This is a genomic window from Martelella lutilitoris (assembly GCF_016598595.1).
In the GTDB taxonomy this organism is placed as follows: domain Bacteria; phylum Pseudomonadota; class Alphaproteobacteria; order Rhizobiales; family Rhizobiaceae; genus Martelella; species Martelella lutilitoris_A.
On record NZ_CP066786.1, the window covers coordinates 2,939,692 to 2,958,956 of the forward strand.

General features: G+C 62.6%; 16 protein-coding genes and 1 tRNA gene. 4 read left to right on the plus strand and 13 right to left on the minus strand.

From position 1 onward, the window contains the following. The first annotated feature begins 9 nt into the window (after window positions 1-9). Complete coding sequence (gene glcF / locus JET14_RS14195) at window positions 10-1,326, plus strand: glycolate oxidase subunit GlcF (protein WP_200334367.1); 1,317 nt, start codon at window positions 10-12, stop codon at window positions 1,324-1,326. A gap of 9 nt (window positions 1,327-1,335) precedes the next feature. Here glcF and JET14_RS14200 read toward each other — a convergent pair whose 3' ends face one another. The 8 genes from JET14_RS14200 to JET14_RS14235 form a co-directional block, all read right to left on the minus strand. Continuing rightward, on the minus strand, window positions 1,336-1,701 hold the full coding sequence (locus JET14_RS14200; RefSeq protein ID WP_200334369.1) for a DUF4186 domain-containing protein: 366 nt from the start codon (window positions 1,699-1,701) through the stop codon (window positions 1,336-1,338). A gap of 8 nt (window positions 1,702-1,709) precedes the next feature. After that, on the minus strand, window positions 1,710-2,777 hold the full coding sequence (locus tag JET14_RS14205; protein ID WP_200334370.1) for an ABC transporter ATP-binding protein: 1,068 nt from the start codon (window positions 2,775-2,777) through the stop codon (window positions 1,710-1,712). Between the two features lie 327 nt (window positions 2,778-3,104). Beyond that, entirely contained in the window at window positions 3,105-3,860 is a 756-nt protein-coding gene (locus tag JET14_RS14210; RefSeq protein WP_200334371.1) for an alpha/beta fold hydrolase, read from the minus strand. Further along, window positions 3,857-4,834 carry an ABC transporter ATP-binding protein gene (locus JET14_RS14215; RefSeq protein ID WP_200334372.1) on the minus strand — a complete coding sequence of 326 codons (978 nt, stop codon included), beginning with the start codon at window positions 4,832-4,834 and terminating at the stop codon, window positions 3,857-3,859. The genes JET14_RS14210 and JET14_RS14215 overlap by 4 nt, the downstream gene beginning before the upstream one ends. Next, window positions 4,831-5,853, minus strand: a complete 1,023-nt coding sequence (locus JET14_RS14220; RefSeq protein WP_200334373.1) for an ABC transporter ATP-binding protein — start codon at window positions 5,851-5,853, stop codon at window positions 4,831-4,833. Before JET14_RS14220 ends, JET14_RS14215 begins: the two co-directional genes overlap by 4 nt. Continuing rightward, window positions 5,853-6,737 (minus strand): ABC transporter permease, encoded by an 885-nt coding sequence (locus tag JET14_RS14225; protein ID WP_200334374.1) that lies wholly within the window; start codon window positions 6,735-6,737, stop codon window positions 5,853-5,855. The genes JET14_RS14220 and JET14_RS14225 overlap by 1 nt, the downstream gene beginning before the upstream one ends. Before the next feature lie 8 nt (window positions 6,738-6,745). Next, window positions 6,746-7,687: an ABC transporter permease gene (locus JET14_RS14230; protein WP_200334375.1), complete on the minus strand. Its 942-nt coding sequence runs from the start codon at window positions 7,685-7,687 to the stop codon at window positions 6,746-6,748. A 65-nt stretch (window positions 7,688-7,752) separates the two neighbouring features. Next, window positions 7,753-9,327, minus strand: coding sequence for an ABC transporter substrate-binding protein (locus JET14_RS14235; RefSeq protein WP_200334376.1), 1,575 nt, complete (start codon window positions 9,325-9,327; stop codon window positions 7,753-7,755). A gap of 195 nt (window positions 9,328-9,522) precedes the next feature. On the opposite strand from JET14_RS14235, the gene JET14_RS14240 reads away from it, so the two are divergent. Continuing rightward, window positions 9,523-10,542 (plus strand): LacI family DNA-binding transcriptional regulator, encoded by a 1,020-nt coding sequence (locus JET14_RS14240; protein ID WP_024708209.1) that lies wholly within the window; start codon window positions 9,523-9,525, stop codon window positions 10,540-10,542. Window positions 10,543-10,630: 88 nt separating this feature from the next. On the opposite strand, the gene mmsB is transcribed toward JET14_RS14240, so the two are convergent. From mmsB to chvE (JET14_RS14260), 4 genes are all read right to left on the minus strand, one after another. Then, on the minus strand, window positions 10,631-11,824 hold the full coding sequence (gene mmsB / locus JET14_RS14245; RefSeq protein ID WP_200334378.1) for a multiple monosaccharide ABC transporter permease: 1,194 nt from the start codon (window positions 11,822-11,824) through the stop codon (window positions 10,631-10,633). Between the two features lie 12 nt (window positions 11,825-11,836). After that, on the minus strand, window positions 11,837-13,357 hold the full coding sequence (gene mmsA / locus JET14_RS14250) for a multiple monosaccharide ABC transporter ATP-binding protein (RefSeq protein ID WP_200334381.1): 1,521 nt from the start codon (window positions 13,355-13,357) through the stop codon (window positions 11,837-11,839). Between the two features lie 79 nt (window positions 13,358-13,436). Further along, window positions 13,437-14,510: a multiple monosaccharide ABC transporter substrate-binding protein gene (gene chvE, locus JET14_RS14255; protein WP_200334383.1), complete on the minus strand. Its 1,074-nt coding sequence runs from the start codon at window positions 14,508-14,510 to the stop codon at window positions 13,437-13,439. Between the two features lie 406 nt (window positions 14,511-14,916). After that, window positions 14,917-15,990, minus strand: coding sequence for a multiple monosaccharide ABC transporter substrate-binding protein (gene chvE, locus JET14_RS14260; protein ID WP_200334384.1), 1,074 nt, complete (start codon window positions 15,988-15,990; stop codon window positions 14,917-14,919). Between the two features lie 423 nt (window positions 15,991-16,413). Here chvE (JET14_RS14260) and JET14_RS14265 point away from each other — a divergent pair. After that, window positions 16,414-16,490: transfer RNA gene (locus JET14_RS14265), tRNA-Arg, on the plus strand. A 168-nt stretch (window positions 16,491-16,658) separates the two neighbouring features. After that, window positions 16,659-17,777: a PQQ-dependent sugar dehydrogenase gene (locus JET14_RS14270; protein WP_246750321.1), complete on the plus strand. Its 1,119-nt coding sequence runs from the start codon at window positions 16,659-16,661 to the stop codon at window positions 17,775-17,777. 114 nt (window positions 17,778-17,891) lie between these two features. On the opposite strand, the gene JET14_RS14275 is transcribed toward JET14_RS14270, so the two are convergent. Next, complete coding sequence (locus JET14_RS14275; RefSeq protein WP_200334385.1) at window positions 17,892-19,025, minus strand: DUF1176 domain-containing protein; 1,134 nt, start codon at window positions 19,023-19,025, stop codon at window positions 17,892-17,894. Window positions 19,026-19,265 lie beyond the last annotated feature (240 nt).

The following is a 19,265-nucleotide window of genomic DNA, read 5'->3' on the forward strand; positions in this document are numbered from 1 at the left end:
GCGCATCCCATGCAGACCCGCTTCTCCCCCGAGCAGCTTGCCGATCCCAAGGTCGCCGAAGCCGAATCCATCCTGCGCAAATGCGTCCATTGCGGTTTCTGCACGGCGACCTGCCCGACCTATGTAACGCTCGGCAACGAACTCGACAGTCCGCGCGGGCGCATCTACCTGATCAAGGACATGCTGGAAAACGGGCGGCCGGCGGATGAGGAAGTGGTCACCCATATCGACCGCTGTCTCTCCTGCCTGTCCTGCGTGACCACCTGTCCGTCGGGCGTCGACTACATGCATCTCGTCGACCATGCCCGCGTCCATATCGAAAAGACCTACAAACGCCCCTTCATGAACCGCTTCACCCGCGCTGTGCTGGCGGCGGTGCTGCCCTATCCGGCCCGTTTTCGCGCGGCCCTTTCACTGGCGCGGCTCGGGCGGCCCTTTGCCGGGCTCTTCGGCTCGGTGACCGCGCTCAAACCCTTCGAGGCGATGCTGAAACTGGCGCCTTCGCGCTTGCCCGCGGCCTCCCCCGTCTCGAAACCCGCGACCCATACGCCCACTGCCGAGAAACGCGGCCGCGTGGCGCTGCTGACCGGCTGCGCCCAATCGGTGCTCGACCCCGCGATCAACGAGGCGACCGTCCGCCTCCTGACGCGGCTCGGCATCGAGGTGGTGGTGCCGGAGGGCGAAGGCTGTTGCGGCTCACTGGTCCACCATATGGGCCGCGAGGAACAGGCGCTTGCCGAGGCGCGCAGGAATGTCGACGTCTGGACGCGGGAGATCGAGAACGGCGGGCTCGACGCCGTCATCATCACCGCCTCCGGCTGCGGCACGACGATCAAGGATTACGGCCACATGCTGCGGCATGATCCGGCCTATGCGGAAAAGGCCGCCAGGGTTTCAGCGCTTGCGAAGGACATCACCGAATATCTGACGACGCTCGCCCTTCCCGAGCAGAAGCGCCAGGGCATCACCGTCGCCTATCACTCCGCCTGCTCCATGCAGCACGGCCAGCAGATCAAGGCCGGACCGAAACTGCTCCTGGAGGCGGCCGGCTTTGCCGTGAAGGAACCGGGCGAAGGGCATCTGTGCTGCGGATCAGCCGGGACCTACAACATCATGCAGCCGGAGATCTCGGCGAAGCTGAAGGCCCGCAAGGTGAAGAATATCGAGGCGACCAAGCCCGACATCATCGCCACCGGCAATATCGGCTGCATCACCCAGATCGCGTCGGGCACCGCCGTTCCGATCCTGCACACGGTGGAACTCATCGACTGGGCCTATGGCGGCGAGAAGCCGGACAAGCTGAAGGGCATGAAGCGCTCCGCCTGAACCGGCAGATCACCGCTGCCCGGACGACATCTGCCCGACGATCCAGCGGTCGAGCACCGACACCACATAGGCGATCTCGCCCTCGTCGAGCGGCCGGCCCTTTTCGATGCCGTGCCATTTCATCAGGCAACCCCGGCAGCAGGTGGCCGTTGCATGCTGGGCGAGGAAGGCCGGGTGGCCGCGCATCGGCGTCTGCTTCCCGTCATTGGCGGGTTCGGCCGGCGCAAGGCGCGTGCGGATGAAATCCTCGGCATGGGCGTTGACCTCTGCCCTGCCCTTTGACGCGGCATAGGCCCGGTCCTTCTCGGACAATGAAAAGCGGCTTCGGAATTTCGACCGCGACAGCCGGTCGAAAAGCGGATCGAGGTCAGCCATTCCGCCTCTCAGTTCAACCGGTCGCCGCTTTCGGTATCGAAGACATGCATGCGCGCGGCATCGAAGACGATCTTTACCTGCTGATGGCGCTCATAGGGGACGCGTTCCGGCGTCAGCAGCAGAACCTGGTCGCCGCCGGCCGTCATCGTGGCATGGGTCTCGGAGCCCGTGGTCTCGGTGAATTCGATCACCGCCTCGGTTCCCGCATCGTCAAAGGCGACATTTTCCGGACGTATGCCGATGGTGATCGCCGCACCGGCCTGAAGCCCGTCAACCGCCGGCAGCGGCCAGAGAGCCCCGCCCTTGCTGCGCAGACCCAATGCGCCATCCCGAGCCTCGGCCACGCCTTCAATGAGGTTCATGCCCGGCGCGCCGATGAAGCCGGCGACGAAGACATTCTGCGGCCGGTCGTAAAGCTCGAGCGGCGTTCCGACCTGCTCGATCACGCCGGTGCGCATCAGAACGATGCGCTCGCCCATGGTCATCGCTTCCATCTGATCATGGGTGACATAGATCATCGTCGTCTCGAGCCGGCGGTGCAGCGCCTTGATCTCGGCGCGCATCTGGGCGCGCAGCTTGGCGTCGAGGTTCGACAGCGGCTCGTCGAAGAGGAAGGCCTCCGGATTGCGCACCAACGCCCGGCCCATGGCGACGCGCTGCTTCTGCCCGCCGGAAAGCTCGCTCGGATAGCGCTCCAGCTCATCGGTCAGCCCCAGCATCTCGGCCGCTCGTTCGACCGCCGCATCGCGCTCGGCGCGGGAGATGCCGGCCATGCGCAGGGCGAACGCCATATTCTTGCGCACGCTCATATGCGGATAGAGCGCGAAATCCTGAAACACCATGGCGATGTTGCGCTGTCGCGGCTGCATCTTGTTGGCAACCTGGCCGTTGACCATCACCTCGCCCCCGGTGATCTCCTCAAGCCCCGAAATCATCCGCAACAGCGTCGACTTGCCGCAACCGGACGGGCCGACGAGAACGACGAATTCGCCATCTGCGATGTCGAGGTCAAGACCGTGGATGACCTGGCGCTGACCATATTTCTTGACGATGTTGCGCAGCGTGAGACTGGCCATTGTTCTTCAAACCTCCGGGGCGGACGCGTTTGCGATCCGCCTTACCGTATTTCCGCCGGGGATGAAATTGCCTGGCGCACGCGGCAGGCCGAAACCGAGACGTTTTTTTTCGCATGATCAGGAACCAATCGGCGCATTAGAACGTTTGAAAGTTCTCCAGATAAGCCGCGTCCCGATAAATGCGGCAGTCTGGGACAGGGTGCGACCCGCCCCGGCACAGGCAAACTGTGCCGGGGATGCCCCGTTAACGATGCCGCGCGGCGCATCCGTTCCAGTCATGCGGCATTGTCGCGGAGGTGAGGTGTTTTCAGCTGACTGCGAAATACGCTATGGCGCGGTTGCGACGCGCACCCCGTCGCGTTCCGCCGTCCCTTCGGCGAGCCACGCGCCAAGCGCCGCATTGACCGCGTCGGCCTGCTCGATCGGCGCGTTGTGGCCGGCCTCGGGGATCATGGTCAGGCGCGATCGGGCCGAAATCGCATGCATTTCCCGCGACAATTCCGGCGGCGTCACCGTATCCCGTTCGCCGCAGATGATGGTGACCGGGCCCTGATAGGCGGCAAGCGCGGAACGCCCGTCCTTTCGGGCGATAATGGCCGCCTGCTGGGAGAAGAATGTGTCCATCCCCATATCGACGCCCATGGCCACGAGATCGTCCATCAATGCGGGCGGCACATTGTCCGGACGGAAGCAGCACGCTTCGAGGCTCGCTCGATAGGCTCGCGCCATGCCGACCTGACGAGCCGCGATCATCGCGGCGCGACGTTCCACCGTGCGGCGCGCATTCTCGGGCTGGGCCGAGGTCGCGATCATCGCAACGCTTGTAATCCGTTCCGCATGTGTCTCCAGCAGACGGCAAAGGATATAACCGCCCATCGACCAGCCCGCCACATGCACCTTCTCCGGAAGCCGGCAGGCAATGATCTCCGCCATTTCGGCGATGCTTTGCGCCGCAAAATGCTCTTCCGGCACGATCACCTCATGACCGAGCGCCTCCAGAAACGGAATCTGCAACTGCCAGACCCTGCGATCGCACTGGAGGCCGGGGATCAGCATCACCGGCTGTTTTCCTCCCGCGCTCATGGCGTGTCCGCCAGGTCTTCGGCATGGTGACAGGCAACCAGACGCCCCGGGCCGATCGGTCTCAGCGGCGGCTTCGAAAGGCATCGCTCCGTCGCATGGGGACAGCGCGGCCGGAAATGACAGCCCTCCGGCGGGTTCAGCGGGCTTGGAAGCTCGCCCTTCAGCAGCCGCTCGCGCTGCCCCTGGGGGGCCGGTCGCGGCACGGCCGACAACAGCAGCCGGGTATAGGGATGCGCGCTTCCGGCAAAAAGGTCGTGGACCGGCGCCAGTTCGACAATCCGCCCCAGATACATCACGGCGACCCGGTCGGCGATGTGGGCGACCACCGAAAGATCGTGCGAGACGAAGATCAGCGTCAGGCCCATCTCCTGCTGCAGCCTGAGGATCAGGTTGATGATCTGCGCCTGGATGGAGACGTCGAGCGCGGAGACCGGCTCATCGGCCACGATCATCTCCGGGTCGAGCGCGATGGCGCGGGCGATACCGATGCGCTGGCACTGGCCGCCGGAAAGCTCATGCGGGTATTTGTCGAGGTGGTAGGAGGACAAGCCGCAGGCCGACGCCACGGCCTCGACGCGGGCGCCGATTTCCGCAGGACTGCCGTAGCGGTAGTTCTTCAGCGCCTCGGCAAGGATCACCCGCGCCGTCATCCGGGCATTGAGCGAGGCATAGGGATCCTGGAACACCATCTGGAACCGCCGCCGCGCGGCATGCAGGCGTGATGACGAAACGGCGTTCAGGTCTTCGCCGTCAAAGGCGATTGCGCCCTCCGTCGGCTTTTCCAGGTGCATGATCAGCCGGGCAAGCGTCGATTTTCCGCAGCCCGACTCGCCAACCAGGCCGAGCGTCTCGCCTTTTCGGATCTCCAGGTCGACGCCGTTGATCGCATGCAAAAGCCGGGGTTTGCCGAAGAACCCGGCCTTGCCGATATCATAGGCCTTGCTCACGCCTTCAAGCTTCACCTGCACATTCATTGCCAAGCCCTCACGATTTCATTGGCCTCAAGCGCCGCGGCGACATCGCCGGCATTGAGGCAGGCGGCGCGGTGACCTTTCCCGACCGCCCGATGCTCGGGCAGCACGGTTTTGCAGGCGGGCGTCGCGAAGGCGCAGCGATCGGCATAGATGCAGTGCTCCACCCGATGATCGAGACGCGGCACGGCGCCCGGAATTTCCTTCAGCGGCCTGCGATGGTGAAGAGCCCCCGACAGCGGCAGGGCCTCGATCAGCCCGGCCGTATAGCCATGGGCCGGCCCGCCGAGGATCGACGGCACCGGCCCCTCCTCGACCACGCGCCCGGCATACATCACCATCACCCGGTCGGCGGTCTCGGCAACGACACCCAGATCATGGGTGATGAGGATCACCGACATGGAGAGATCGCGCCTCAGATCCGTGATCAGTTCCAGGATTTCCGCCTGCACCGTCACGTCGAGCGCGGTGGTCGGTTCATCGGCAATCAGCAGTTCCGGATCGCAGGCAAGCGCCATCGCGATCATCACCCTTTGCCGCATGCCGCCCGAAAGCTCGTGCGGATAGGCGTTGATCCGGTTTTTCGCATCGGGAATGCGCACCAGATCGAGCATTTCCAGCGCCCGGACCATCGCCGCCTTTTTCGAAACGCCCCGGTGACGCGCGACGGTCTCGGCGATCTGCATGCCGATCGTGTGGACCGGCGTGAAGGATGTCATCGGATCCTGAAAGATCATCCCGATCCTGCCGCCGCGGATCGCGCGCATCTCCCGCTCGCTCTTTTGCAGCAGGTCTTCTCCGTCGAGCACGATGCTGCCGGAGGGATAATGCACGCCGTGGCGCGGCAGAAGCCGCATCACCGACATCGCCGTCACCGACTTGCCGCAACCCGATTCGCCGACAAAGGAGAGGATTTCGCCGCGGTCCACATGAAAGGAGACGTCGGTGAGCGCGTGGTGAATGCCCGCCTTGCCGGAAAAGGTCAGCGACAGATTGTCGACGGAAAGAAAGGTCTCGCCCATCACAATATCCCCCTTTTGGCCTTGCGCGGGTCGACCGCATCGGAAAGCCGGTCGCCCAGAATGTTGACGAGCAGCACCAGCAGCGAGAGCGCAAGCCCCGGATAGAGCATCAGTTCGGGATGCAGCCGGAACATGGACTTTGCCGCCGCCATCATCCCGCCCCAGCTCGGAATATCCGGCGAGACGCCGACGCCGAGAAAGGCGAGCACGGCAGAAGTGATGACGGCTGAGGCGCAGGCATAGGTCGCCTGCACCAGGACCGGGCCGAACATGTTGGGCAGCACATGGCGAAACACCAGCGGCAGGCCGCGCGTGCCGATCGAAACGGCGGCGGCCAGATAGGGCTGGCGGCGGATGCCGAGCACCAGCGCGCGCACGACACGCACCATGCGCGGTATCTCCGGCACAGTGATGGCGACGATGACGGCGGCAAGCCCCTGTTCCATAAGCGAGGCGAGCGCGATGGCGAGCAGCACGGCCGGGATCGACATCATCGCGTCGTTGAGACGCATGACGATGGCGCCGCCGAGATTTGAAAAGCCCGCATAGACCCCGATGGCAACGCCGATGAGGGTGGTGATTCCGGCAACGGCAAAGCCGACGGCCATGGAATTGCGGGTGCCGTAGATCAGCCGCGCGTAGACGTCGCGGCCGAGATTGTCGGTCCCGAGCCAGTGTTCTGCGGACGGCGGGCGGTAGCGCATGGCCGGATTGATCGCCATCGGGTCGCCCGCCAGAAGCGGCGCAAACATGCCGACCAGGGCCATAGCAACCAGCATCGCGAGCACGATCGTGACTTCGCGGTGGACCTTGAGAAAACGGAAACCCTCGCTGACGAGAAGCCGGGTTTCGGAGGCGCGGGCGCTCCTGGCAGTTTCTTCCATGATCGCCGTCATCCCCTCACCCTCGGGTCGAACAATGCGTAGCTCAGATCAACGATCAGGTTGATGAGGATCAGCGTTACGGAAAAGAACAGGATGATGCCCTGCACCACGGGATAGTCCCGGCGCACAATCGCATCGACGGTGAGCCGGCCGATCCCCGGAATATTGAAGACGCTTTCGGTTACCACCACGCCGCCGATGAGCGCGGCAAAGCCGATGCCGATGACGGTGACGATCGGCACGCCCGCCGTCTTCAGCACATGCACCGCGAGAATGCGGCCGGTGCCCATGCCCTTGGCCTTGAGCGTGCGCACGAAATTCTCCTGCAGCACTTCCAGAACGGCGGCCCGCGTGACGCGGGCGATGAGGGCGGCGAACACGAGCATCAGCGCAATGGAGGGCAGCGTCAGCGAGACAAGCGTTGCCCATATGCCATCCGACAGCGGCTTGTAGCCCTGGACGGGAAACCAGCGCGCCTTCACGGCGAAGAGATAGACCAGCAGATAGGACGTCGCGAAGACCGGCACGGAGAAGCCGGCAACCGAAAAGGCCATGATGATGCGGTCAACGAGACCGTTGGCCCTCCACGCGGCAATCGTGCCGAGCGGGATGGCGACCAGCACGGTCAGCGTCATCGTATAGGCGGCAAGCATGAAGGTCGGCTCGATGCGCTGGGCGATCAGTTCCGTCACCGGCTTGCCCGAATAGACGCTTGCGCCGAGATCAAGACGGACGGCATCGGAAAACCAGATGACGAACTGCGCCGGCAGGGACTGATCGAGATGCAGCCGCTGGCGAATCTGCTCCACCTGGGCGGGGCTCGCATTGTCGCCGGCGATCAGCAGCGCCGGGTCGCCCGGCGCCAGATGCACTAGAAGAAAGATGAAGACCGAGACCAGAAGCAGGGTCGGTATGGCCGCAGCCAGTCGGCCAAGAATATAAGCCGGCACGCGTTCCTCCCGGAAAGTGTGGTGCAAGACGGGCCGGGGTCACTCGCCTCGGCCCGTCATGATAATCAGTTTTCAGCGCGCGACACATTCCAGAAGAACGGAACGGGGCTTTCGATATAGCCTTCGAGATCGGTCGAAAGGCCCTGGCTCGGATAAACCTGGCCAAGCGGAACGTAGGGCACGAGATCATGCGTGACCTCCTGCATGCGCGTGGCCAGCAGCTTCTGCTCTTCCGGATCGCTCGTTGCCGCGAACTGCTCGCGCAGCGCCTGCAGTTCTTCCGAGCAGGCCCAGCCGAACCAGCCATCCTCACAGGCGCCGGCGACATAGACATTCGTCATCGGGTTGATCTGGTCGACATAGCCCCAGCCGGTGAAGAACAGGTTCCAGCCGCCGTCCGCGACCGGCTCCTTCGACGCGCGCCGGGTGGAAACCGTCGCCCAGTCGGCAATCTGCTCGTCGACGACGAAGCCCGCTTCCTCCAGCATCGGCTTCAACACGGAATAGGCTGCGTCCTGCCCGGCGATATCGGTCACATGCATGATGTGGACCGGCGTGCCGTCATAACCGGCCTCTTCAAGCAGAGCCTTGGCCGCCTCCACATCGCGGGTCAGCACCCGGTCGGTGTTGACGTCGCTTTCGAACGGCGTGTTGCAGAAGAAGACGGCCGCGCAGATCTCGTAGAGGTCGGTATTGTCGCCGTTCATCGCCTGCATGAAGGGCTCCTGCTCGAGCGCGAGCTGCAGCGCATGGCGGATTTTCGGGTTGTCGAAGGGCGGGTTCAGATGGTTGACGACCAGCTGCAGCGAATTGCCGGACTGAAGCGCCGGTTCGGCCACCGCCTCGTTCTGGCCTTCGAACAGCGGCAGCATGTCGGCCGGCACCTCTTCCATCCAGTCGATCTCGCCGGCGAGCAGCGCATCGATCGCGGTCGCCGTGTCGGGAATGTTGACGATCTCGATACGGTCGAAGCCCGCGACCTTTCCGCCTGCGGCCATGGAGGCCGGCTCGTCTCGCGGCACATATCCCTCGAATTTTTCGTAGGGGGCGATCGAGCCCGGCACCCATTCATCGACCAGCAGACGGTAGGGGCCGGAGCCGACCGGTTCGGTCACCGGGTTGCCCGGATCCTGTTCGGCCAGCCGTTTGGGCATGATCACCGGGATATTGGAGGAAATCTTGCCGATCGCCGGCAAGACCTGGGCCCAGGGCTCGGCCATGGTGATCACAAGCGTTTTGTCATCGGCGGCTTCGATGCTGTCCATCTTCGAAAACATGATCTTGCCGAGCCCGTCGACCTTGCCCCATCTCTGAAGCGAGGCCACGGCATCATCCGCCGTCACCGGACTGCCGTCATGGAAGGTCAGACCCTCGCGCAGCGTGATCGTATAGACGAGATCGTCATCGGAAATATCGACGCTCTCGGCCATCTGCGGGCGGACTTCGAAATTCTCGTCCAGCGCGAACAGCACGTCATAGATCAGATAGCTGGCGTTGCGGATGGTGTAGTTGGTCGTCGAGATCGGATCGACGGAATTGATATCGCCGTTCATGCGCAGACGAAGCACGCTGTCATCGGCAAAGGCCGGCGCGGCGGCGGACGCCAGGGCGGCGGCCAGAAACAAGGCGGATGTCTTCAATTTTCCCTCCCGAAACACGCAACCTTTCGCATCCTCCACGATAAGGTCGCCTTTATCCCCTATTTTTCGTATACTAAACACACGAAACGTTACGTATTTAACGTGGAATCAAACAATGATCAAGCCGATTCCGCTGAACACGCTGGCGATTTGAAAAAAACCGTGTAAACAGAGGGTATTGAATCAGGGGGAAAAATGGCCACAATCAAGGATGTAGCGAAGGCCGCCGGCGTCTCCGTAACCACCGTTTCCGCCACGATCAATGACAGCGCGCCGGTCAGCGCAACGTTACGCGCCCGGGTCAATGCCGCGATCGCGGCCGTTGGCTACGTGCCCAATCCGGTGGCACGGAACCTGCGCCTCGGCCGCTCGCGCCAGATCGGCCTGCTCGTGCCCGACATTGCCGCGCCCTATGCGGCCAGCATTGCCCGCAGCATGCAGGCGGCGCTCTCCGACAAGGGCTATTCGATGTTCTTCGCCTCCAACGGCGACGATCCCGCACGCGAACTGGCCGATATTGCGCGCATGAGCGACCATCAGGTGGCGGGGCTGGTGCTCTTTCCCACATGCCTCGGCGAGCGCTACGCGGAAAACATCATCCCCGCGCTCAGGCGCCCGACCGTGATCATCGACCGCATCATAGAAGGCGCGCCGTTTGATTGCGTCGTTGACGACAATGCGCTTGGCGCCCGCCTGATCGTTCACCACCTTCTGCAGCTCGGCCACCGCGACATTGCCGTGATCGCGGGCCGCACCGGCATTTCGGTGTCCGACGACAGGCTGGAAGGCACCCGTGCGGCGCTCAGCGAGGCCGGACACCCGGTTCCGGACAACTTCGTCTACACCCATCATCAACGCGAGGATCAGGCCTTCCGGGCCGCGCAGGATCTGATGTCGCGGCAGAACCGGCCGACGGCGATCGTGACGATCAACACGATGCAGACCCGCGGCGTGCTGCAGGGCCTGAAGTCGATGGGGCTGAAGGCGCCGGATGACGTCTCGCTGATTTCCTTCGACGGGCTGCATTTTTCAGCCGGATTCGATCCCGAGATCACCTCGCTCGATCAGGACATTCCGGCGATCGCCGAAGCCGCCGCCGGAATGTTGATCGAGCGGCTGGAGGCCGAGGACACGACCGCCCGGGCCACGCCTCCGCGGCTCCTGCGCCTGCCGTCGCGGCTGATCGTGCGCTCGTCCTGCCGCAGGCGCGGCTGACAGGCCGCGCAGAACGCAAAAAAAGGGGGGGGGGGGCAGAGCGGAAACCGCCCTGCCCCCTTTGATTCTCGACCCGTGGCTTTCGCCGTCAGGCCTTGTTCTTGTTGTAGACGTCGAAGACGACGGCCGCGAGCAGGACGAGGCCCTTGATCACCTGCTGGTAGTCGATGCCGATGCCCATGATCGACATGCCGTTGTTCATGATGCCCATGATGAAGGCGCCGACAACCGCGCCGACGATCTTGCCGACGCCGCCGGACATCGAGGCGCCGCCGATGAAGACGGCCGCGATGACATCGAGCTCGAAGCCGTTGCCGGCCTTCGGAGTTGCGATGTTGAGGCGGGCTGCAAAAACGAGACCGGCCAGGGCTGCGAGCATGCCCATGTTGACGAAGACGATGAAATTCAGCCGTCTCGTGTTGATGCCGGAAAGGGCTGCCGCCTTCTCATTGCCGCCGATCGCATAAACGCGGCGGCCGAAGGTCGTGCTTTCGGTGATGAAGGTGTAGATCACCGTCAGGATCGCCATGGAGACCAGAACGTTCGGCAGGCCGCGGAAGGAAGCGAGCTTCCACGAGACGAAGACCAGGACCGCCGCGACGATGATGTTGCGGCCGAGGAAGAAGGAATAGGGTTCATCCTCGATGCCGTAGGCAACATTGCGCGAACGGGCCCGCCAGGCGAGATAGACGATCGCGGCGGCGGCGATGATGCCGGCGGCAAGCGCCGTCATGTTCGGCTTTCCAACCCCGAAAATGTCCGGCACGAAGCCCGTGGACAAGAGCTGGAACGAGCTTGGGAAGGGACCGACGGACTGGCCGTTCAGGAGCCACAGCGACAGGCCGCGGAAGATCAGCATGCCCGCCAGCGTGACGATGAAGGACGGGATCTTCCAGTAGGCGACCCAGTAACCCTGCCACGCGCCGATCAGCATGCCGGCGAAGATGCAGGCGAAGATCGTGACGATGACCGGCACGTTCCATTGCACGATCAGCACGGCGGCAAGCGCGCCGATGAAACCGACGATGGAGCCGACGGACAGGTCGATATGCCCCGCCACGATGATCATCAGCATGCCAAGCGCCATGATGATGACATAGGAGTTCTGCAGGAACAGGTTGGTGATGTTGACCGGGCGCATCAGAACGCCGTCGGTCACGATCTGGAAGAAGGCGATAATGACTATCAGCGCAAGCAAGATGCCGTAGTCGCGCATTCTCAGCGTCAGGTAGGAGCGAATCGAGGGTTTGCTCTGGCCTGCATTTTCCTCAGGAGTATTCATCGTCATCTCTTTCTATTTTCTGACAATGAAGGACATGATGCGTTCCTGGCTCGCCTCTTCGGCGTTCAGTTCTCCCACCAATGCCCCCTCGTTCATAACGTAGATGCGGTCGCACATGCCGAGCAGTTCCGGCATTTCCGACGAGATCATCACCACGCCGCGGCCTTCGGCCGCAAGCTGGTTCATCAGGCTGTAGATCTCGAATTTCGCGCCGACATCGATGCCGCGGGTCGGCTCATCGAGGATGAGCACGTCCGGCTGGGTGAACAGCCATTTGGACAGAACGACCTTCTGCTGGTTGCCGCCCGAAAGATTGACCACGCGCTGGGCCACCGTCGGCGTGCGGATATTCATCGCCTTGCGATAGTATTCCGACGTCTTGGTCTCTTCCGCCGTGTTCAGCACGCCGTATTTCGAAACGCCCGGAAGGTTTGCGAGCGTGACGTTCTTGGTGATCGGCTCGTCAAGCACGAGCCCGAGCGCCTTGCGGTCCTCGGTCACATAGGCAAGGCCGGCGAAGATCGCCTTCGGCACGGTCGAGACATCGACCTGCTGCCCGCCGAGCCAGACCTCGCCGGAAATGTTGCGGCCGTAGCTGTGGCCGAAAATGCTCATGGCAAGTTCGGTGCGTCCGGAGCCCATCAGCCCCGCAATGCCGACGATTTCGCCGGCGCGCACATTGAACTTGACGTTCTTGATCACCTTGCGGTCGGTCTGCTCGGGATGCCAGACGGTCCAGTCCTTCACCGACATCAGCTCCTCGCCGATGTTGCGCTCGCGGTCGGGGTAGCGGTTTTCCATCGCCCGGCCGACCATGGCCTGGATGATCTTCGCCTCGCTGACCTCTTCCTTGTGGCAGTCGATATCGGCGACCGAAGCGCCGTCGCGAATGACGGTGATGCTGTCGGCGACCTGTTCGACCTCGTTCAGCTTGTGGGAAATCAGGATCGAGGTGATGCCCTGCTGCTTCAGTTCCAGAAGCAGGCTCAGGAGCTTCGCGCTGTCGCTTTCCGAAAGGGCCGCGGTCGGCTCGTCGAGGATCAGCAGACGCACGTCCTTCGACAGCGCCTTGGCGATCTCGACAAGCTGCTGCTTGCCGACGCCGATCTTTTCGACGAGGGTTGCGGGCGGATCCTTCAGCCCCACCTTGCGCAACAGTTTTTCAGTCTTCTGATAGGTATCCGGCCAGCTGATCACGCCGGACCTGGCGACCTCGTTGCCGAGAAAGATATTCTCGGCGATCGACAGTTGCGGAACCAGGGCAAGTTCCTGATGGATAATGATAATGCCCTTCTTTTCGCTGTCCGAGATACCGCCGAACGTCGCCAGTTCGCCGGCATAATAAATCTCGCCCTCATAGCTGCCATGCGGATAGACGCCTGAAAGAACCTTCATCAGCGTCGACTTGCCGGCGCCGTTTTCGCCCACAAGCGCGTGGATTTCGCCTTCTTCGACAGCGAGATCGACATCACTCAACGCTTTCACGCCCGGAAAGGTCTTTGTGATTTTTTTCATTTCGAGCAATGTTGTCATGACACCCTCACCCGGCTGGCGCCCGGCACCGCCGCCGACCGGAGCGGCCGGCGGCAGGCCCCACGCGAAGCTCTCGGGGTTACTCTTCGATCTGCTTCATCGTGTAGTAGCCGCTGTCGTCGACCAGGATCTGCTTCCAGTTGTCCTTGGTCACGGCGACCGGCTCCAGCAGATAGGACGGCACGACCTTGTCGCCATTGTTGTAGGTCGAGGTGTCGTTGATTTCCGGCTGCTTGCCCTCGGAAATCGCCTCGACCATGCCGACGGTGACTTCGGCAAGCTTGCGGGTATCCTTGAAGATCGAGGAATACTGCAGGCCTTCGATGATCGCCTTCACGTTCGGCAGGTTCGAATCCTGGCCGGTGATGATCGGCATCTTCATGTCGCCGGAGCCGTAGCCGAGGCTCTTCAGCGAGGAGATCGCGCCCATGGCGAGGTCATCGTTGGAGGCATAGACGCCGTGCAGCGGCTGCTGCGTGTAATAGGCCGAAAGCAGGTTGTCCATGCGCGCCTGGGCGGCAGCATTCGACCAGTTCAGCGTGCCGATCTTGTCCATGCCCATCTGGCCCGACGGGATGACGATGTCGCCGGAATCGATCAGCGGCTGGATCACCGACATGGCGCCGTTGTAGAAGAAATAGGCGTTGTTGTCGTCGGGCGACCCACCGAAGAGCTCGACATTCCAGGGGTGAACGTCGGGGAAGCGGGACTTCAGGCCTTCGACCAGGCTGTTGCCCTGAATGACACCGACCTTGAAGTTGTCGAAGGTGGCGTAATAATCGACATTCGGCGTGTTGAGGATGAGGCGGTCATAGGCAATGACCGGAATGCCCGCTGCTGCGGCATTGGCCAGCGGCGCCGTCAGCGAGCCGCCGTCGATCGCGGCGATCACGAGGACGTCGACGCCCTTGGTGATCATGTTCTCGACTTGCGAGAGCTGCGCGGGAATTTCGTTTTCGGCGTATTGCAGGTCGGTCTTGTAGCCGGCTTCCTGGAACTGCTGCACCATGGACGCGCCGTCCTTGTTCCAGCGGTCCAGACCCTTGGTCGGCATGGCGATGCCGACATAGCCCTTGTCGGCTGCGATCGCCGGCGCCGCAAGCGCCGCCACGGCCACGCTTGCGGCAGCAAGCATCGAGATAACGCTTTTCATGTCTCTCTCCCATTTGGAGGTCGAAGGCTTCCGGCCACGACCTCGACTTGAAACGTAATGCCATCGGTCGAAACGCTTTTCAGCGTCCTTCCGGCTCCTTCCGCGAGGCACCCGGCACTTGCCGGTTCTGGCCATCGCGGACGGGGGTGACGATACATCTTGAGGCACGTTAGTCAAATCAATTTATTCGATTGAAAACACTTTGTGCGCTGCAAAACATGTACTTTTTGACAAACGTCATATACTGTCATTTGTCGTTATTTTTCTCTTTAGACCGTACTTAAATCAGCAATCTCCGGCATGCTGCGCCTGCACAATTGCGCTTCGACCGGAAACTAGCAGCAAACGGCCGCGGAAACCAGAAAAAGGCGGAGCCCGCGCCCCGCCTTTTCTTTCATGTCCGGATTTATTCCTTGATCTGCTCGAGCGTGTAGTAGCCGCTCTGGTCGACCAGGATTTCCTCCCAGTTCGACCCGTCGACGGCAACCGGCGCGAGCAGATAGGAGGGCACGACCTTCACGCCGTTGTCATAGGTCGTGGTGTCGTTGATCTCCGGCTCGCCGCCTTCAAGCAGCGCCTCGACCATGCCGACGGTGACGCGGGCAAGTTCGCGGGTGTCCTTGAAAACGGTGGAGTACTGCTCGCCCATATTGATCGACTTGATCGAGGGCAGTTCGGCGTCCTGGCCGGTCACGATCGGCATCTTCTGGTCGCCGGAGCCGTAGCCGACGCCCTTGAGCGAAGACAGGATGCCGATGGAAAGCCCGTCATAGGGAGACAGGACGCCGTGGATGGTCTCGTCGGTATAGTTTGCCGACAGAAGGTTATCCATGCGCGCCTGGGCGACGGCGCCGTCCCAGCGCAGCGTGCCGACCTGGTTCATGCCCATCTGGCCGGAAACGATGTCGATCTTGCCGTCATCGATCAGCGGCTGCAGCACCGACATGGCGCCGTCATAGAAGTAATAGGCGTTGTTGTCGTCCGGCGAGCCGCCGAACAGTTCGACATTCCAGACCTCTTCGTCCGGGAAACGCTCCTCAAGGCCCTTGACGAGGCTGGAGCCTTGCTGGACGCCGACCTGGAAGTTGTCGAAGGTGGCGTAATAGTCGACGTCGCCGCTCTCCCGGATCAGGCGGTCATAGGCGACGACGGGAATGCCGGCGGCGGCCGCATTGGCGAGCGCGTTGGACAGCGTCGTGCCGTCGATCGAGGCGATGACCAGGGCATCGACGCCCTTGGTGATCATGTTCTCGATCTGCGACAGCTGGTTGGGAATATTGTCCTCGGCATATTGAAGGTCGGTGGCGTAACCGGCTTCGTTGAACTGCCGGACCATGGATTCGCCGTCGGAAATCCAGCGGGCGGACGATTTCGTCGGCATGGCGATGCCGATCGTGCCCTTGTCCTGCGCAAAGGCCGGCACCGCAAAGGATGTCACCGCCATTGCCGCAATGGCGAATGCAGATACTACGAGTTTCATCTCTCTCTCCCAATTCACGAAACGTGCGTTTCGTCTGCCCCCGCACCGGGCGCACCACCCGGCGTCTTCCGCCCTCCCGGCGGGCTGAAACGAAGCCGTGAGCGGGTCGCAGATCGCGTCTCGAACCTCGTTCAAGGGGCGTGGGGTGTCAAATTGAGAACGCCGAAGCAGATATACCAATTCTGCTATATGTCGACCGGGATGGACATTAACATTCTGGCGTAAATGACTTTTTCACGGCAGACACTCAATGTTAGTAGACACTTACTTATACTTTGGTCTATAGCTCCCCGGCCGCCTGCGCACCGACGGATGCACGGGCCTGCGGCCTTTCCGAGCCTTTTGTCTTTTTTGCGATTGATGCGCGCCCAAAGCTGCGCTAAACAACGCGGCAATGCGATCCCGCCAGGCGGGAACGCAAGGGCGCCCGTAGCTCAGCTGGATAGAGTGTTGGATTCCGATTCCAAAGGTCACAGGTTCGAATCCTGTCGGGCGCGCCATTTCCCCTCCTGATCCTGCCGCGGCAGTTCGGTTCCAACAGGAGCCGGCGTCGTTCGGTCTTCTTCGACTCACAATCTTGTGTGATGCCAGCCCCTTGCCGGGCACCGGATCGCGCCTAGCTCAATGGCGAGGACGATGTTCGCATCTCATGCCAGAGGAGGCCGCCCGTGACCTTTGCCTTTCCGAAGACCGTCGCGCTCGTTGCCGTAGCCGCAGTTCTGGCGCAGGCCCAGCCCGCACGCGCCCAAACGCCGCCGCTTGCCGTTGAGGAGATCGCCTCGGGCCTTGCCCATCCCTGGTCCGTCGAACCCCTTGACGACGGCAGCTTCGTGGTGAGCGAACGGCCCGGCCGGCTGAGCCTCATCGATGCCGAGGGCGGCGTACGCGAAGTCTCGGGCCTGCCGGAGGTCTACGCGGCAGGCCAGGGCGGATTGCTCGACGTGGCGCTCGATCCGGATTTTGCCGACAATCGCGTGATCTACTTCACCGCTTCGATCTCCGGCGATGGCGGTCAGGGCACTGCGGTGTTCCGCGCGACCCTTGATCGCGCGGCAGCGCAACTCGGTACGGTCGAGCGGATTTTCGCCATGAACCGGTTTACCGGCACCAACCGCCATTTCGGCTCGCGCATTGCCATTGACGAAGACGGCAACCTGTTCTTCGGGATCGGTGACCGCGGCGAGCGCGACCGCGCCCAGAACGCCGGCGATCATGCGGGCTCGATCCTGCGCATCCGCCCCGATGGTAGCGTACCGGACGATAACCCCTATGTCGGAGAAAGCGGCGCATCTGCCGAAATCTGGTCCATCGGCCACCGCAATCCGCAGGGAATCACCATCGACCCCGCGACCGGCATTCTCTATACGGTCGAGCACGGCGCGCGCGGCGGCGACGAAATCAACATCCCCGAGGCCGGCGCCAATTACGGCTGGCCGGAAATCTCCTACGGCGTGCATTATTCCGGGGCCGAGATTGGCCGGGGCACCCATGCGGAGGGGCTGGAACAGCCGCTCTATTACTGGGATCCGTCGATCGCGCCCGGCGCCATCGCCGTCTATCGCGGCGAGATGTTTCCCGAATGGGACGGCGACTTCCTCGTCACCGCCCTGAAGGACCGGCTGCTCGCCCATGTCGCGGTGGATGAAAACGGTGTGCCGACGGCGGAACACCGTCTGTTCGAAGACCGCTTCGGCCGGCTGCGCGACGTGAAGGTCGCGCCCGACGGCGCGGTGCTGCTGACGACCGACGAGGCGAACGGGCAGTTGCTCCGGGTCTACCGTCCCTGAACGACGATGCCAGATCATCGGGCGGTTAATCTGAACCGCCCGATGATCCATCTCTTTGTTTAGGCGCATCGGGTTATCGAAAAATCGGTAACCACCTTTCTTTCGCCCGATACTCTATTTCGCCTCGGAGGCGTTGCCGGCGTTATCGGCCTTGTTGGCCTTGTCCGCCGCATTTCCGTGCCGCCCGAGCGTCGTCTGCCAGGTCACCGGCCAGTTGGCGGCGCCGACATCCTTGCCGTCGCAGGCGCTCTTGGCGCGCTCATGGGTGAGGACGAGCGGATTGCCCGTCGCCTGCTCATCGAGGCTCCAGTAATGCGCCAGGCCGCAATCGCCGAGCCCGCGTCCGAGATAGACGGATGAAAGCTTGCGGTTATCGAGATCGAAATTGACATTGTAGACCGTGTCGAGGACGGTGATGCCTGCCTCGCTGACATTCGGAAACTCGGCCCGGTGGAATTCCTGGTCCTTGCCGACATAAAGCTGGTAGGGCTGGTTATAGGCCCCGGACGGCCCGCAGGGCAGGAGCATGATCGTGCTGGCGCCGGCGTTGAACCCGAAGGCATCGGCCTGATCGAGATGGGCCTCATCGGTGTAGCAAACGCTGTTTTCGTCGCTGAGATTTCTGAGGATCGACGGCGGCAGTTGCTTGTAAGTGTCGATAGACCAGACGCTGACGCTCTCTGGCGGCGCTGCGTCGCCCTTGTCCACCAGCGCGTCCGTGCGGCCCTTACGGCCCTGCAGGTCATCAACGAAACGGGCGCTGTCGGAAAGTCCGGCAAGCACGATGGTCGAGGCGAAATCGCCAAGCCCGCCGCTATAGGCGATCGTCGCGCTTTTGCCCGCTGTCATCTTCGCAAACAACGCCGCCAGCGCCGCCGGATCGCTGACGCCGAAAGTGCCGACGGCTTCGTCCTTGGCAAGATCAGCGATGGCGACGCCATAGGCCTCGACGCCGTCGATGCTGATGCGGAAGGCGCCCTTTGCATCGCCTTTCTGGAAGAAGCCGGGCGGAAAGGGCAGGCTGAGCGAAAGCGGCGCTGCGGGATCGGCGCTTCTGTGCCACTGGATCGCGGCAAGATCGGCATTGCCGTCCTGCGGCGTCGGCGGATTAAGCGAGATCGTGCAGACATAGGCATTGTCGCAGCTCACGGCCCAGTCGTCGATCTGGCGATATTCGAATGCGCCGGCGGGAACGAAGCCGAGAGCAAGGGCGAAGGCGGCAATCCGAAACGACAATCTGTGACGCATGGGCATCTCCCGGAAATCTCAATATCGCATCGCGCACCGTCGGCGCGCCCGTTCTCATCGGGGCTTCGCCATTCCCCTCCCCTACACCAGCTTCAGGCCAAAAAGCTAGAGCCGGGTAAGGCGCGGCTCCTATTCCTGGTCATCTTTGCACAGCGGAGCCCGAAGTTCGCCTCAGTATATCCGTGATCGATGTTCTTGGCAGCGCTTCGAATTGTCCGAACCAATACAGCTTCCGGCGCG

Excerpts from the sequence above, each read along its gene's own strand:
- mmsA (WP_200334381.1), bottom strand. The coding sequence starts at position 13,357 with ATGACAACATTGCTCGAAATGAAAAAAATCACAAAGACCTTTCCGGGC.
- chvE (WP_200334383.1), bottom strand. The coding sequence starts at position 14,510 with ATGAAAAGCGTTATCTCGATGCTTGCTGCCGCAAGCGTGGCCGTGGCG.
- glcF (WP_200334367.1), top strand. The coding sequence starts at position 10 with ATGCAGACCCGCTTCTCCCCCGAGCAGCTTGCCGATCCCAAGGTCGCC.
- JET14_RS14200 (WP_200334369.1), bottom strand. The coding sequence starts at position 1,701 with ATGGCTGACCTCGATCCGCTTTTCGACCGGCTGTCGCGGTCGAAATTC.
- JET14_RS14225 (WP_200334374.1), bottom strand. The coding sequence starts at position 6,737 with ATGGAAGAAACTGCCAGGAGCGCCCGCGCCTCCGAAACCCGGCTTCTC.
- JET14_RS14220 (WP_200334373.1), bottom strand. The coding sequence starts at position 5,853 with ATGGGCGAGACCTTTCTTTCCGTCGACAATCTGTCGCTGACCTTTTCC.
- JET14_RS14240 (WP_024708209.1), top strand. The coding sequence starts at position 9,523 with ATGGCCACAATCAAGGATGTAGCGAAGGCCGCCGGCGTCTCCGTAACC.
- mmsB (WP_200334378.1), bottom strand. The coding sequence starts at position 11,824 with ATGAATACTCCTGAGGAAAATGCAGGCCAGAGCAAACCCTCGATTCGC.
- JET14_RS14215 (WP_200334372.1), bottom strand. The coding sequence starts at position 4,834 with ATGAATGTGCAGGTGAAGCTTGAAGGCGTGAGCAAGGCCTATGATATC.
- JET14_RS14205 (WP_200334370.1), bottom strand. The coding sequence starts at position 2,777 with ATGGCCAGTCTCACGCTGCGCAACATCGTCAAGAAATATGGTCAGCGC.
- JET14_RS14275 (WP_200334385.1), bottom strand. The coding sequence starts at position 19,025 with ATGCGTCACAGATTGTCGTTTCGGATTGCCGCCTTCGCCCTTGCTCTC.
- JET14_RS14210 (WP_200334371.1), bottom strand. The coding sequence starts at position 3,860 with ATGAGCGCGGGAGGAAAACAGCCGGTGATGCTGATCCCCGGCCTCCAG.
- chvE (WP_200334384.1), bottom strand. The coding sequence starts at position 15,990 with ATGAAACTCGTAGTATCTGCATTCGCCATTGCGGCAATGGCGGTGACA.